The following is a 13,220-nucleotide window of genomic DNA, read 5'->3' as shown; positions in this document are numbered from 1 at the left end:
CGGCCGGGCGGCGTCTGTCGTCTCACTGACCGGTTGGAGGCTTGACCGGGGCCCGCCCCGTGCCGCATTGTCGACCAAGTCGATAGGAGATGCCGAAAAGTCAGGGGGCGCTCGTGCGCAAGCTGCTGGTCCTCGCGCTGGTCGGGCTCGCCGCGCAACTCGTCGACGGCGCGCTCGGCATGGCGTACGGGCTGACCTCCTCCACGTTGCTGCTGCTCGTCGGGGTGGCGCCGGCCGCCGCGTCGGCGTCCGTGCACCTGGCCGAGATCGGCACCACGCTCGCCGCCGGGGTGTCGCACTGGCGGTTCGGCAACGTCGACTGGCGGGTGGTCGGCCGGATCGCCTTCCCCGGCGCCGTGGGCGCGTTCGCCGGCGCGACCTTCCTCAGCTCGATCTCCACCGAGTCGGCCGCCCCGTGGATGGCCGGCATCCTGTTCACCCTCGGCGCGTACCTGCTGGTGCGCTTCTCCCGGCCGCTGCGCACCGACCGGCGCGGCGGCCAACTGCGCAGCCGCTTCCTCGGCCCGCTCGGCCTGGTCGCCGGCTTCGTCGACGCCACCGGCGGCGGCGGGTGGGGCCCGGTCGCCACGCCGGCCCTGCTGGTCAGCGGGCGGATGGAGCCGCGCAAGGTGATCGGCTCGGTCGACACGTCCGAGTTCGTGGTCGCCGGCGCCGCCAGCCTCGGCTTCCTGATCGGCCTCGGCTCCGAGGGCTTCCTGCTGCCCATGGTGGCCGCGCTGCTCGTCGGCGGTTTGATCGCCGCCCCGATCGCGGCCTGGCTGGTGCGCATCGTCCCCGCCCAACTGCTCGGCGCGACTATCGGCGGCGTCATCGTGCTGACCAACGCCCGTACGCTGATGCGCTCGGCCGACCTCGGCGGCCCGGCCCGGCCGGCCGTCTACGCGCTGCTGGCCGTCGCCTGGGCCGCCGCCCTGGCACTGGCCGTGCGGGCACTGCTGCGCACCCGCCGCCAGCGCGCCGTCGCCGCCACCGCCCTCGCCGCCACCGCCCTCGCGGCCGACGCCCCGATCCCGGCGACCGAGCGCCCGTTCTCGGCCGACGCCCCCTCGACGGAGTCCCCGGCGGCTGCCCCGGCTGGGGACCGTCTCCCGATGGCTGTCCCCGCGACGGCTGCCCCGGCCGGGGACCCGCTGCCGACCTCGGCGGCGGTCCCCTCGCTCAACAACCGCTGACCCCCGCCCCGACGCCGCCCGCCCTGCCCCGCATCGCATCGTGTCGTGTCGTGTCGTGTCGTGTCGTGTCGTGTAGATCTTGGTAGAAACGTGCCCCTCCAGGGGCCGATTCCTACCAAGATCTCTAGCCGCCCCGCACCCGCCCCGGCAGCACGGCCGGCGCAGCAGGTTAGCGCAGCCGTGCCGTTAGCGCGATCGGCCAGCGCCGCCAACCGGCCGCCGCCCGCACCCGCACCCGCACCGGCACCGGCACCCGCCCCCGCAGCGGGCGGTCAGCGGGGGAGGAGGGCCGTCGCGGCGTCGGTGAGGAGGGTCCACGCCTCGTCGACGTGGACCTCGGTGCTCTGCGGGGAGCCGACGGCCAGGCGCAGCGTGTAGCGGCCGTTCACCCGGGTGTGCGTCAGGTGCACCCGGCCCGTGGCGTTGACCCGGGCCAGCAGCTCCGCGTTGACCTCGTCGTCCGCCGCCAGCCGGAAGCACACCAGCGAGTACGGGTGCGCCCCCACAAGCGTGAACCGGTCGTCGGCGCGGACCCGGTCGGCGAACCGGGCGGCGAGCGCCACGCCGGAGCGGATGTGCGCGCGCAGCCCCTCGGCGCCGTACCAGCGCAGCACGAACCAGAGCTTCAGCGCCCGGAACCGGCGGCCCAGCGGCACCTGCCAGTCCCGGTAGTCGATCACCGCGCCGGACTCGGTGGCGGCGTTGCGCAGGTACTCAGGCAGCACGCTCAGCGCCTCGATCAGCTCCGCCGTGTCGGCCACCCAGAACGCGTCGCAGTCGAAGCCGGTGAGCAGCCACTTGTGCGGGTCGAAGCAGTACGAGTCGGCGTACTCCAGGCCGGCGTGCCCGAACCGCAGCTCCGGGCAGACCGCCGCCGCTCCCGCGTACGCGGCGTCGACGTGCAGGAAGACCCCGTACTCGGCGCAGATCGCGCCGATCTGCGGCAGCGGGTCGATCGCGGTCGTGGAGGTGGTGCCGACGGTGGCCACCACGATCGCCGGGACCACGCCGGCCGCCAGGTCCGCCTCGATCGCCGCGCGCAGCGCCGCCGGGGACATCGCCTGCGTCTCCGGGTCGACCTCGACCGGCCGTACGCCGTCGGCGCCCAGCCCGGCGATCCGGGCGGCCTTCTCGATGGACGAGTGGCCCTGGGTGGAGGCGTAGGCGCGGTAGCGGCGGTCGACGCCGACCTCCCGCCACCGGCCGCCGCCGGCGCGGTGCAGCGCGACCAGGGTCGCCACCAGCGTCGCCGAGGACGCCGAGTCCTGGATCACCCCGCCGCCGCCGGAGCCGGAGCGGAACCGCTTCGGCAGGTCCAGCAGGTCGGCGAGCCAGTCCAGCAGCACCGTCTCCAGTTCGGTGCACGCCGGCCCGGTCGCCCAGAGCATCCCCTGCACGCCCAGCCCGGCGCTGACCAGGTCGCCGAGCACGCTGGGTCCCGAGGTGTTGGCCGGGAAGTAGCCGAAGAAGCCCGGGTGCTGCCAGTGCGTCAGCCCCGGCGTGATCAAGGTGTCCAGGTCGGCCAGGACGGCCTCCACCGGCTCGCCGTGCTCGGGCGGGCCGACGGGCAGCCGGGCGGCCACCGTCCCGGGCGGGTCCTGCGAGGTCACCGGACGCCGCTCCAGCGTCGCCCAGTAGTCGGCGATCCAGTCCACCACGGCGTGCCCGGCGCGTCGGAACTCGTCCGGGGTCATGTGCTCAGCCACGCCCTGAGTCGATCAAGAATCCGGGCCGGGGGCAAGGGAAGTGCCTGGTGCCCCCCGCCACGGGGGACACCCGGAGCAGGGCGGCGGGAGGACGGATTGTCCGCTGAAAGCGCTTGCCCTAGCATCGCAGGTGCGCGGAGCCACCCCTCGACGCCGCCCGCCGGAGCACCGACGCCGCACTGCCGGCGCCGGGGTGCCGACACCGGAGCGGCGGCGTCGACACCGACGCCGCACCGACGGCATCGGACCACCGCCGCAAGCGCGGCGTGTCCTCCCGCCGGCCCGGGCAGGCCGACGGCGACGGTCGCCGCGCGCCCAACCTCCCCGGAGGCCACTCCCCATGCCCGTCACCCACCGCCGCGTCGTGCTGCTCGCCGCGGCCGCCGCGGCCGCACTCGCCGCCGGTACGCTCCCGACCCTCACCGCCTCGGCTGCCGCCGCCGGCTGCCGCGTCGAGCACCGGATCACCAACCAGTGGCCCGGCGGCTTCGGCGCCGACGTCACCGTCACCAACCTGGGCGACCCGGTGGACGGCTGGGCCCTCACCTGGTCGTACACCGCCGGCCAGCGGGTCACCCAGGCGTGGAGCGCCGTCGTCGACCAGTCCGGCGCCCAGGTGACCGCCCGCAACGTCGACTACAACGCGGTGATCGCCACCGGCGCCAGTGCCGCGTTCGGCTTCACCGGCTCCTGGGACGGCAGCAACCCGGCGCCGACCAGCTTCGCCCTCAACGGCACCGTCTGCACCGGCGCCGCGCCCACCAGCGGCCCGACCACCCCGCCGCCGCCGAGCACCCCGCCGCCCACGACCCCGCCACCCACCACGCCGCCGCCGACCACCCCGCCGCCGGCCGGGGCGGTGCAGATGGAGGACCTCGACCGGGGACTGGTCAGCGTCCGCTCCGGCAGCGGCAACCTGGTCTCCTGGCGGCTGCTCGGCACCGAGACGACCGGGGTGGCCTTCAACCTCTACCGCGGCGCGACCAGGGTCAACGGCAGCCCGATCACCGGGGCGACCAACTACCTCGACAACGGCGCGGCGGCCGACGCGACCTACACCGTGCGCGCCGTCGTCGGCGGCACCGAACAGGCCGCCTCCGCAGCCGCGCTCCGGTTCCCCGCCGGCTACCTCGACGTGCCGTTGCAGGTGCCGGCGGGCGCGAGCACGCCGAGCGGCGAGAGCTACACGTACTCCGCGAGCGACGCCTCCGTGGGCGACCTCGACGGCGACGGGGACTACGAGTTCGTGGTCAAGTGGGAGCCGTCCAACGCCAAGGACAACTCCCAGTCCGGCTACACCGGCAACGTGTACGTCGACGCGTACACCCTCACCGGCACCCGGCTGTGGCGCGTCGACCTGGGCCGCAACATCCGGGCCGGGGCCCACTACACCCAGTTCCAGGTGTACGACTACGACGGCGACGGCCGCGCCGAGGTGGCCATGAAGACCGCCGACGGCACCCGCTCCGGCACCGGCCAGGTGATCGGCTCCGCCACCGCCGACCACCGCAACTCCAGCGGGTACGTCCTCGCCGGCCCCGAGTACCTGACCATGTTCGACGGCCGCACCGGCGCGGTCCTCTCCACCGTCAGCTACGACCCGCCGCGGGGCACCGTCTCCTCCTGGGGCGACAACTACGGCAACCGGGTCGACCGCTTCCTCGCCGCCACCGCCCACCTCGACGGGCAGCGCCCCTCCCTGGTGATGGCCCGCGGCTACTACACCCGGGCGGTCGTGGCGGCCTGGGACTTCCGCGACGGCACCCTGCGCAAGCGGTGGACCTTCGACTCCAACGCCTCGGGCAACGGCGCCGCCTACGGCCAGGGCAACCACAACCTCTCCGTCGCCGACGTCGACGCGGACGGCCGCCAGGAGATCGTGTACGGGTCGGCCACCATCAACGACGACGGCCGCCTGATGTACGCCACCGGCTTCGGCCACGGCGACGCCCTGCACGTCGGCGACCTCGTCCCCGGCCGCGCCGGCCTGGAGGTCTTCACCATCCACGAGTCCGGCAACCAGCCGGCGGCCGACCTGCACGACGCCCGCACCGGTCAGGTCGTCTGGCAGCGGCCGAACAACGGGGGAGTCGAGGGCCCCGGCCGGGGCGTCGCCGCCGACATCCACGCCGGCAGCCCCGGCGCCGAGTTCTGGGGCGCCGGCACCCACATGGGCGACCTCTACAGCGCCACCGGGGCCGTCGTCGGGCGCCGGCCGTCCTCGGCGAACTTCCTCGCCTGGTGGGACGGCGACCCCGTGCGGGAGTTGCTCGACGGCACCCGCATCGACAAGTACGGCACCGGGGGCGACACCCGCCTGCTGACCGCCAGCGGCGTGGCGACGAACAACGGCACCAAGTCCACCCCGGCGCTCTCCGCCGACCTGTTCGGCGACTGGCGGGAGGAGGTCGTCTGGCGCACCAGCGACAGCCGCGCCCTGCGGATCTACAGCACGCCCACGCCCACCGGCACCCGGATCCACACGCTCATGCACGACCCGCAGTACCGGGTGGCGGTCGCCTGGCAGAACACCGCCTACAACCAGCCCCCGCACCCGGGCTTCTTCCTCGGCGACGGCATGGCCGCCCCGCCCACGCCCAACGTCTACCTGCGGTGAACCGGCGACCGGTCGGCGGTGCCTCGGGGCGCACGGTCGGCCGGTCGCGGGACGGAAAAGGCACCGGGCCGCAGCCGCGGAATCCGCACAGCTCCGGCCCGGTGCCCCACACCGCGGCATCCCCGACCCGTCCCGACCGGGAATGCCGTACCACCACCGAGGTCAAAACTAGGCGGGCCACGCGTCGCCCCGGTGACGCCGACGTGAAGATCGTGTTTCAGCCCTCGCGGCGCAGGCCACCGGCCACGTGCTCGGCGATCAGCTCGTACGAGCGCACCCGGTCGGCCACGTCGTACACCAGCGTGGTCAGCATCAGCTCGTCCGCGCCGGTGCGCGCCAGCAGCTCGCCGAGCTGCCGCCGTACCGTCTCCGGGGAGCCCGTCGCCTGCCCGTCGCGGCGCTGCCGCACGAACTCGCGCTCGGCCTCCGTGTACGGGTACGCCGCCGCCTCGTCGGGCGTCGACAGGGGCTCGGGCCGCCCCGAGCGCAGCCGCAGGAACGACAGCGCCGCCGGCCCCGCCAGCCACTCCGCCCGCTCGTCGGTGTCCGCGCAGACCGCGTTGACGGCCACCATCGCGTACGGCTTCTCCAGCCACCTCGACGGCCGGAAGTGCTGCCGGTACAGCGCCAGCGCGGGCACCGTGTTCTGCGCGCTGAAGTGGTGCGCGAAGGAGAACGGCAGGCCCAGCAGCCCGGCCAGCTGGGCGCTGAACCCGCTGGAGCCGAGCAGCCAGACGGCCGGCTGCTCGCCGAGGCCCGGGGTGGCCGTGATCGGCCCCGGCCGCTCGCCGCTGAAGTAGTTCATCAGGTCCGACAGCTCCCGTGGGAAGCCCTCCGCCGACAGCCCCTCCATCGTCCGGCGCAGCGCCAGCGCGGTCACCTGGTCGGTGCCGGGGGCGCGGCCGATGCCCAGGTCGATGCGGCCCGGGTGCAGCGCTTCGAGGGTGCCGAACTGCTCGGCCACCACCAGCGGCGCGTGGTTGGGCAGCATCACCCCGCCCGAGCCCAGCCGGATCGTCGACGTGTGCGCCGCCAGGTGCGCGAGCAGCACCGCCGGCGCGGAACTCGCGATCGCCGGCATGTTGTGGTGCTCGGCCACCCAGAACCGGCGGTACCCGAGTTCCTCCGTGCGCCGGGCCAGCTCGGTGGTGTGCCGCAGCGCCGCGCCGGCGGTGGCGCCGGCAGCGACCGGGGCAAGATCGAGAACAGACAGCGGTACGTTGATCACAAGGGTGGCCAACCCGTCCCACCTCGGGTTTGTTCCCCGGGGCGATCCGGCTCACGCGCCTGTCGCGGGCCCGCAGCGCGCGTTCAGCCCATGCCGCGGGCCTGCTCGAAGATCAGGCTCGTCTGGGTGTGCTGCACCGCCGGGTCCACGGCCAGGTGGTCCAGCACGAAGTCCCGCAGGGCGTCCGCCGAGGCCGCCCGCACGTGCAGCACGTAGTCCTCCGCGCCTGCCACGTGGAACACCGCCACCACCCCCGGCAGCCGCACCGACCGGGCCCGGAACGCGTCCACCGCCGCCCGCTCGTGCGCGGTCAGCCGCACCGACACCAGCGCCTGCAACGGCAGCCCCACCGCCGCCGGATCGACCTCCGCGTGGAACCCGCGGATCGCCCCGCGCTCCCGCAGGGCGCGGGTGCGGGTCAGGCACGTCGAGGGGGCCACCCCGACCCGCTCGGCGAGGGCGTTGTTCGGCAGGCGGCCGTCGGCGGCCAGCTCCGACAGGATCGCGCGGTCGGTGTCGTCCAGGTCGGCGAACCGCCGCACATCATTCGTAGCAAGGGGCATGGAGGCATCTTCCATCGAACCAGCCCGCGCCTCCAAGGGCAATTACCGAATCATGTTCGGAACTATTGCCGCCCGTTGGCGCTATGTTCGATCCTTCCAGCATGACGACCGTGGACACCAGAGCCGTGCACGCCGGCCGCGACGACCTCGCCGCCCTCGGCGTCCACGTGCCGCCGATCGACTTCTCCACCACCAACCCGCTGCCGTCCGTCGACGCCGGCGGCGACGCGTACGAGGCCCTCGCCACCGGAGGCACCCTCCCCGCCGGCGGCAGCGCCGTCTACCAGCGCCTGTGGAACCCCACCGTGGCCCGCTTCGAGACCGCCCTCGCCGACCTCGAGGACACCACCGACGCCGTCGCCTTCGCCAGCGGCATGGCCGCCCTCACCGCCACCCTGCTCGCCGCCACCCGGGACGGCAGGCGGCACCTCGTCGCCGTCCGCCCCCTCTACGGCGGCACCGACCACGTGCTCGCCACCGGCCTGCTCGGCACCACCGTCACCTGGGCCCGCCCCGACGAGGTCGCCGCCGCCGTCCGCCCCGACACCGCCCTGGTGATCGCCGAGACCCCGGCCAACCCCACCCTCGACCTGGTCGACATCGCCGCCCTCGCCCGCGCCGCCGGCGACGTGCCGCTGCTCGTCGACAACACCGTCGCCACCCCCGTGCTCCAGCAGCCCACCCGGCACGGCGCCACGCTGGTGCTGCACAGCGCCACCAAGAGCATCGGCGGGCACGGCGACGTCCTCGCCGGCGTGGTCGCCTGCGACGCCGACTGGGCCGCCCGGCTGCGCCAGGTCCGCGCGCTCACCGGCGCGATCCTGCACCCCCTCGGCGCGTACCTGCTGCACCGCGGCCTGCAGACCCTGCCGGTGCGGGTGCGTGCCCAGCAGGCCGGCGCCGAGAAGCTCGCCGCCTGGCTCGCCGCCCACCCCGCCGTCGCGCAGGTGCACCACCCGTCGCTGCACGACCCCGCCGGGCTCGTCGGACGGCAGATGAGCGGCCCCGGCAGCCTCCTCGCCTTCGAGGTACGCGGCGGCGCGCCCGCCGCGGCCGCCGTCGCGAACGCCTGCCGGCTGATCACCCACGCGGTCTCGCTCGGCGGCGTCGACACCCTCATCCAGCACCCGGCCTCGCTGACCCACCGCCCCGTCGAGGGGGAGGCCAAGCCGTGCGGAGGCCTGCTGCGCGTCTCCGTCGGCCTGGAGGACGCCGAGGACCTGCGCGCGGACCTGGCCCAGGCCCTCGCCGAACTCGGCTGACCAGCGCCGTCGTCGTCGCCCCGCCCTCGCCGAACTCGGCTGTCCCGCACCGACGCCGTCGACCGGCCCTTGCTGTACTCGGCTGACCGGACCAGCGCTGTCGCCTGCCCTCGCTGCCGCGAGTCGGTCGCCCCCCGTCGCCGCGAGTCGCCCCGCCGCGGGCGTCGTGGCGCACGGGGGTGGAACGCCACGGGTGTCAACGGGCCCCGGTGACACCCGTGGCGTTCCACTCGTGGGAGTCGACCGGGCGGCACGGTCAGGACTTCGGGCCGACGTGGCGATCGAGGGCGGCGACGGCGTCCCGGCGCGCCACGGAGAGGGAGTCACGGCGGTTCATCCGCCAGGCGATGCCGAGCAGGTCCAGCGCCCACTGGCAGAGGCCCATGATGTCGGCCGACTCGTTGACGAACATGTAGCGGGGGTAGACGTAGCTCCTGCCGCGCGTCGTCACCCGGTTGCTGACGCGGCACCCGTCGGAGTGGAGCAGGCCCCGCAGGAAATCGCCGGGTCGCGCCGTGAGGATCTCCCGCTGCCAGTCGGCGAGGACGATCTGACGGTCGTGCTTCTTGCCGGGACCGTGCTGCGGGAACAGGCACGGCCAGTGCTTGCCGGTGCTCTGGACCGCCACGCAGCCCTGCTTCTGGATCCGCTGGACCTTGTTGGCGAGCACCGCCTTCATCGCGACATCGCAGGCGTCGATGAGATCAGGCCATGCGTCGGCGCAGTAGATGCGCAGGACGGGAACCCGGTCGGTGGTGACCAGGTGGCCGTCCCCCAGATAGAGGCCCAGCAGGTAGGGATAGGCCGTCGGGTCAGTCGGATTGTCGACATCGGGGGAACAGCGGAAGCAGCGGGCGGCGGTGCCGACCATGACCGGCTCGGGTCGGTCCACGCACCAGTGCCAGATGGTGCTGTAGGGCAGGGACAGGTCCCGGGCGACCGACCGGATGTTGCTGCCGCGAGCGCGGAGCGCGCGGGCTCGGGCCCGCATCTCAGGTGGGTGCACCCACGCATCATCGAACAGGTGTATGACAGGTGTGCCGGGAGCGGGATTCGAACCCGCAAGCCCTCTCGGGCAGAAGTGTTTGAGACTTCCGTGTATGCCGTTCCACCATCCCGGCGAGTGCGGCTTACTGTACCCGACTACGCTCGTGCGGGAGCATGGGTGGTAGCCGTGCCGAGAACGATGGTGGGAGTGGCTCGTGGCCGAGATGCAGACGGACGTCGAGCGCAGGCGCGTTCTGATCGCCGAGGACGAGGCGCTGATCCGGCTGGACCTGGCCGAGATGCTCGTCGAGGAGGGCTACGAGGTCGTCGGGGAGGCCGGTGACGGCGAGACCGCCGTCCGGCTCGCCGAGGAGCTCAAGCCGGATCTGGTCATCCTCGACATCAAGATGCCGATCATGGACGGGCTGGCCGCCGCCGAGCGGATCGCGGGCGCCCGGATCGCCCCGGTGATCATCCTGACCGCGTTCAGCCAGCGTGACCTGGTGGAGCGCGCCCGGGCGGCCGGCGCGATGGCGTACCTCGTGAAGCCCTTCCAGAAGAGCGACCTGGTGCCGGCGGTGGAGATCGCGCTGTCGCGTTACTCGGAGATCGCCGCCCTGGAGGCGGAGGTCGCGGGGCTGACCGACCGGCTGGAGATCCGCAAGACGGTCGAGCGCGCCAAGGGCGCGCTGATGACGACGTACGGGATGACCGAGCCGCAGGCGTTCAAGTGGATCCAACGCACGGCGATGGACCACCGGATGACCATGAAGGAGGTCGCCGAGCGGATCCTCGCCGAGACCGCCGGCGGCGAGGTCGCCCAGCCCGCGTCCTGAGGTGCCGCCGGGGCGACGCGACACGCCGGGGAGCGCTCAGGGGGCTCCTCGGGGGACGGGTTGATCGATAACATCTGATCCATGCGGACCCGACGGCTGGTGGCGGTGCTCGGTGTTCTCGCGCTGCTGCCGGCCGGCTGCGACCGGGCCCCGGCGGAGCCCGCGGTCGGGGCCGAGCCGCTGCGCCCGCGGTGGCAGCCGCTGACCCTGCCGGCGCCGCCGGGCGCCCCCGGCCGGCCGCTGCTGCGCGACGCCGTGGCCTGCGCCGGCACGTGGTACGTGGTCGGCGGGCTGGCCGACGCGGCGGGGGAGACCCGGCCGGCGGCCTGGCGCAGCACCGACGGCGTGTCGTGGACGGCGCTGCCGGTCTCGCCGTCGAGCCACTACGGCCGCCAGCACGTGCTCTACGCGGCCGGGTGCCGCGACGGCCGGCTGGCGGCGCTCGGGGCGAAGAACGGCGGCGCGCACGGCAACCCGCGCACGGGCACCTGGTCGCAGTCGCCGGGCGGGCAGCTCCGGGAGGCGCCGGCGCCCTTCGAGCTGTACGCGGGCCCGCGCGCGGTGAGCGTGGCGCGGCTGGCGGCGGGCCCGGCCGGGTGGCTGATCGCGGGGGCGCGGGTCGACGGGGCGGCGGTCTGGACGTCGTCGGACGGCGAGCGCTTCGCGATCCGGGAGGGCGTCGCGGAACTCGCCGGTGACGGGCGGGGCCGGACGGTCGCGTACGACGCGGTGGCCGTGCCGTCGGGTTGGTGGGTGGTGGGCGCGGTGCTGCCGCCCGGCACGACGGCGCTGACGCCCCTGGCCTGGAGCTCGGCCGACGGGCGGGCCTGGCGGCGGATGGCGCTGCCGGTGCCGGACGGGCGGGGTCAGGCGCAGCGGGTGGCCTCGGTCGACGGTGCGGTGGTGGCCGTCGGCCCGGTGCGTGACGGGTTCGCGACCTGGCGGCTGGTGGGCGACGAGTGGCGGCGGGCCGGCGGGTTCGGCGCGCCCGGCCCGGGGGTGTCCACGGTCGACGCCCTGGTGCCGGCCGGGCGGGAGCTGGTCGCGGTGACGGGGGACGGCGGTGGTCACGGACTGTGGCTTTCCGCCGATGCGGGGGATTCGTGGCGACTGATGGACATGCCGGCCCCTGTGTCGGATGGTGGGAACACGGCCGTGGCGGTCGCGTCGCAGGGTGATCGACTGGTGTTGGTGTCTGACGACGGGGAGGCGTCCCGCGCCTGGTCAGTCGGGTTACCGGCCATCGATCGGTAAAGGGTGGACGAAGATCGACCCGTTACCGATGAAACGAAGGCGAAGGCCTTTCGCCGCCGACGGTTCTTACAGCGATCGTTTCGAACCCGCCACGCCGTGTAACGGTTCGGTCAACCCGCTCCCCTGGGGCTTTCGTCACAGCTCAAAGGTGGGATAGCGTCCGGCCCCAGACCGGCGACGACGGTCTGGTTCGTCCGCCCCCGCAAGGGCCAATCGGCAGCGGGTGGTTCGGACCATTGGATGGAGGAGGGTTCGGGCCTTGAGGCAGAAGCTCGCGCGCGTTATCGGTGGGGTCGCCATGCTGGCGCTCGTCGCCGGCGGCACGGCATGCTCCAGTAGCGACGACGCGGCGTCCGGTGGCGACGCCTGCGGCAACAAGATCGCGTTCTTCGGCGCGCTGACCGGCCCGTCGGCGGCGCTCGGCATCAACGAGAACAACGGCGTCAAGCTGGCGGTCGACAAGTACAACAAGGAGAACGCCGACTGCAAGGTCGAGCTGGTTCCCCTGGACTCGCAGGGCAGCCCGGACCAGGCCCCGCAGCTGGCCCAGAAGGCCATCGACGACACCAAGATCCTCGGCATCGTCGGCCCGGCCTACTCGGGTGAGTCGGAGGCCGCCGGTCCGCTCTTCAACGAGGCCGGTCTGGTGACCATCACTCCGTCGGCCACCAACCCGACGCTCGCGAAGCAGAACTGGAAGACGTTCTTCCGCGCGGTCGGCAACGACCTGAGCCAGGGCCCGGGTGCCGGCAACTACATCAAGAACGTGCTGAAGGCCGACAAGGTCTACGTCATCGACGACCAGTCCGCGTACGGCGCCGGCCTGGCCGACGAGGTCAAGAAGCTGCTCGGCCCCGCGGTCGTCGGCTCGGACAAGGTCCAGGGCGACGGCAAGCAGGTCGAGTTCTCGGCCGTGGTCACCAAGGTCAAGGCCGCCAACGTCAAGGCGGTCTTCTACGGCGGCTACTACCAGGAGGCCGGCCTGATCCGCAAGCAGCTCACCGCTGCCGGGGTCACCGCTCCGATGATCGCCGGTGACGGCGTGAACGACGCTGCGTACATCACCTCCGCGGGTGCGGCGGCGGCCGAGGGCACCATCCTCACCTGCCCGTGCCAGCCGGCCGCCGAGGCGCGCGGCACCTTCATCGAGGAGTACAAGGCGCTCAACGGCACCGACCCGGGCACCTACAGCGACACGGCCTACGACGCGGCGAACATCCTGCTGGCCGGCATCAAGGCGGGCAAGACCACCCGTGAGGGCCTGCTGGAGTTCGTGAAGGGCTACAGCGGCGAGGGCGTCGCGGCGAGCTACAAGTTCGTCGAGGGCGGCGAGCTCGACCCGGCGCAGGTCAAGGTCTGGGCCTTCAAGGTCAAGGACGGCAAGGTCGTTCCGGACCAGGAGATCCCCAAGTCCTGACGTCGGTCGCTGCAACGGCGATTGAGTGGTGATCGCGGGCGGGGGGGGGGGGGGGGGGGCCCCCGCGCGCCCCCGATTTTATCGACCGCCCGCTGGGGGTTGGCGAATTTTTAATATCTCCCCCCAGGTTACAAAATTTGGGCGAAAAACCCACCAC

10 protein-coding genes and 1 tRNA gene are annotated in these 13,220 nt (G+C 73.6%); 6 read left to right on the top strand and 5 right to left on the bottom strand.

Annotated features, from left to right (window positions below):
• Positions 1-113: 113 nt before the first annotated feature.
• Positions 114-1,193 carry a sulfite exporter TauE/SafE family protein gene (locus ACGFNF_RS00055; protein ID WP_393165302.1) on the top strand — a complete coding sequence of 360 codons (1,080 nt, stop codon included), beginning with the start codon at positions 114-116 and terminating at the stop codon, positions 1,191-1,193.
• 272 nt (positions 1,194-1,465) lie between these two features.
• On the opposite strand, the gene ACGFNF_RS00050 is transcribed toward ACGFNF_RS00055, so the two are convergent.
• Complete coding sequence (locus ACGFNF_RS00050) at positions 1,466-2,899, bottom strand: pyridoxal-dependent decarboxylase (RefSeq protein ID WP_393164716.1); 1,434 nt, start codon at positions 2,897-2,899, stop codon at positions 1,466-1,468.
• Positions 2,900-3,239: 340 nt separating this feature from the next.
• Here ACGFNF_RS00050 and ACGFNF_RS00045 point away from each other — a divergent pair, with 340 nt between their 5' ends.
• A complete protein-coding gene (locus ACGFNF_RS00045) occupies positions 3,240-5,516 on the top strand; it encodes a cellulose binding domain-containing protein (RefSeq protein ID WP_393164714.1) in 2,277 nt (758 codons plus the stop codon).
• 217 nt (positions 5,517-5,733) lie between these two features.
• On the opposite strand, the gene ACGFNF_RS00040 is transcribed toward ACGFNF_RS00045, so the two are convergent.
• Positions 5,734-6,744, bottom strand: a complete 1,011-nt coding sequence (locus ACGFNF_RS00040) for an LLM class flavin-dependent oxidoreductase (protein ID WP_393165300.1) — start codon at positions 6,742-6,744, stop codon at positions 5,734-5,736.
• A gap of 83 nt (positions 6,745-6,827) precedes the next feature.
• Positions 6,828-7,307 carry an Lrp/AsnC family transcriptional regulator gene (locus ACGFNF_RS00035; protein WP_132236429.1) on the bottom strand — a complete coding sequence of 160 codons (480 nt, stop codon included), beginning with the start codon at positions 7,305-7,307 and terminating at the stop codon, positions 6,828-6,830.
• 83 nt (positions 7,308-7,390) lie between these two features.
• Between ACGFNF_RS00035 and ACGFNF_RS00030 the strand changes: the two genes are divergently transcribed.
• On the top strand, positions 7,391-8,569 hold the full coding sequence (locus ACGFNF_RS00030; protein ID WP_311413598.1) for a PLP-dependent transferase: 1,179 nt from the start codon (positions 7,391-7,393) through the stop codon (positions 8,567-8,569).
• A 256-nt stretch (positions 8,570-8,825) separates the two neighbouring features.
• On the opposite strand, the gene ACGFNF_RS00025 is transcribed toward ACGFNF_RS00030, so the two are convergent.
• Together ACGFNF_RS00025 and ACGFNF_RS00020 are read right to left on the bottom strand one after the other, a co-directional pair.
• Positions 8,826-9,575: a transcriptional regulator gene (locus tag ACGFNF_RS00025; RefSeq protein WP_393164712.1), complete on the bottom strand. Its 750-nt coding sequence runs from the start codon at positions 9,573-9,575 to the stop codon at positions 8,826-8,828.
• Positions 9,576-9,607: 32 nt separating this feature from the next.
• Positions 9,608-9,690 (bottom strand) — tRNA-Leu (locus ACGFNF_RS00020).
• Positions 9,691-9,771: 81 nt separating this feature from the next.
• Here ACGFNF_RS00020 and ACGFNF_RS00015 point away from each other — a divergent pair.
• The 3 genes from ACGFNF_RS00015 to ACGFNF_RS00005 all read left to right on the top strand — a co-directional run bounded on the left by ACGFNF_RS00015 (position 9,772) and on the right by ACGFNF_RS00005 (position 13,063).
• Positions 9,772-10,392: an ANTAR domain-containing response regulator gene (locus ACGFNF_RS00015; RefSeq protein WP_151457121.1), complete on the top strand. Its 621-nt coding sequence runs from the start codon at positions 9,772-9,774 to the stop codon at positions 10,390-10,392.
• An 81-nt stretch (positions 10,393-10,473) separates the two neighbouring features.
• On the top strand, positions 10,474-11,646 hold the full coding sequence (locus tag ACGFNF_RS00010) for a hypothetical protein (protein WP_393164710.1): 1,173 nt from the start codon (positions 10,474-10,476) through the stop codon (positions 11,644-11,646).
• A 259-nt stretch (positions 11,647-11,905) separates the two neighbouring features.
• Positions 11,906-13,063 (top strand): branched-chain amino acid ABC transporter substrate-binding protein, encoded by a 1,158-nt coding sequence (locus tag ACGFNF_RS00005; RefSeq protein ID WP_357580973.1) that lies wholly within the window; start codon positions 11,906-11,908, stop codon positions 13,061-13,063.
• Positions 13,064-13,220 lie beyond the last annotated feature (157 nt).

Source organism: Micromonospora sp. NPDC048868 (genome assembly GCF_043198195.1).
In the GTDB taxonomy this organism is placed as follows: Bacteria; Actinomycetota; Actinomycetes; order Mycobacteriales; family Micromonosporaceae; genus Micromonospora; species Micromonospora reichwaldensis.
The sequence above is the reverse complement of the archived record's forward strand: the minus strand, read 5'-3'. Positions and strand labels throughout refer to the sequence as shown.

What these genes read in the sequence shown, in the direction of transcription:
- ACGFNF_RS00035 (WP_132236429.1), bottom strand. Translation starts at nt 7,307, where the DNA reads ATGCCCCTTGCTACGAATGATGTGCGGCGGTTCGCCGACCTGGACGAC.
- ACGFNF_RS00030 (WP_311413598.1), top strand. Translation starts at nt 7,391, where the DNA reads ATGTTCGATCCTTCCAGCATGACGACCGTGGACACCAGAGCCGTGCAC.
- ACGFNF_RS00010 (WP_393164710.1), top strand. Translation starts at nt 10,474, where the DNA reads ATGCGGACCCGACGGCTGGTGGCGGTGCTCGGTGTTCTCGCGCTGCTG.
- ACGFNF_RS00045 (WP_393164714.1), top strand. Translation starts at nt 3,240, where the DNA reads ATGCCCGTCACCCACCGCCGCGTCGTGCTGCTCGCCGCGGCCGCCGCG.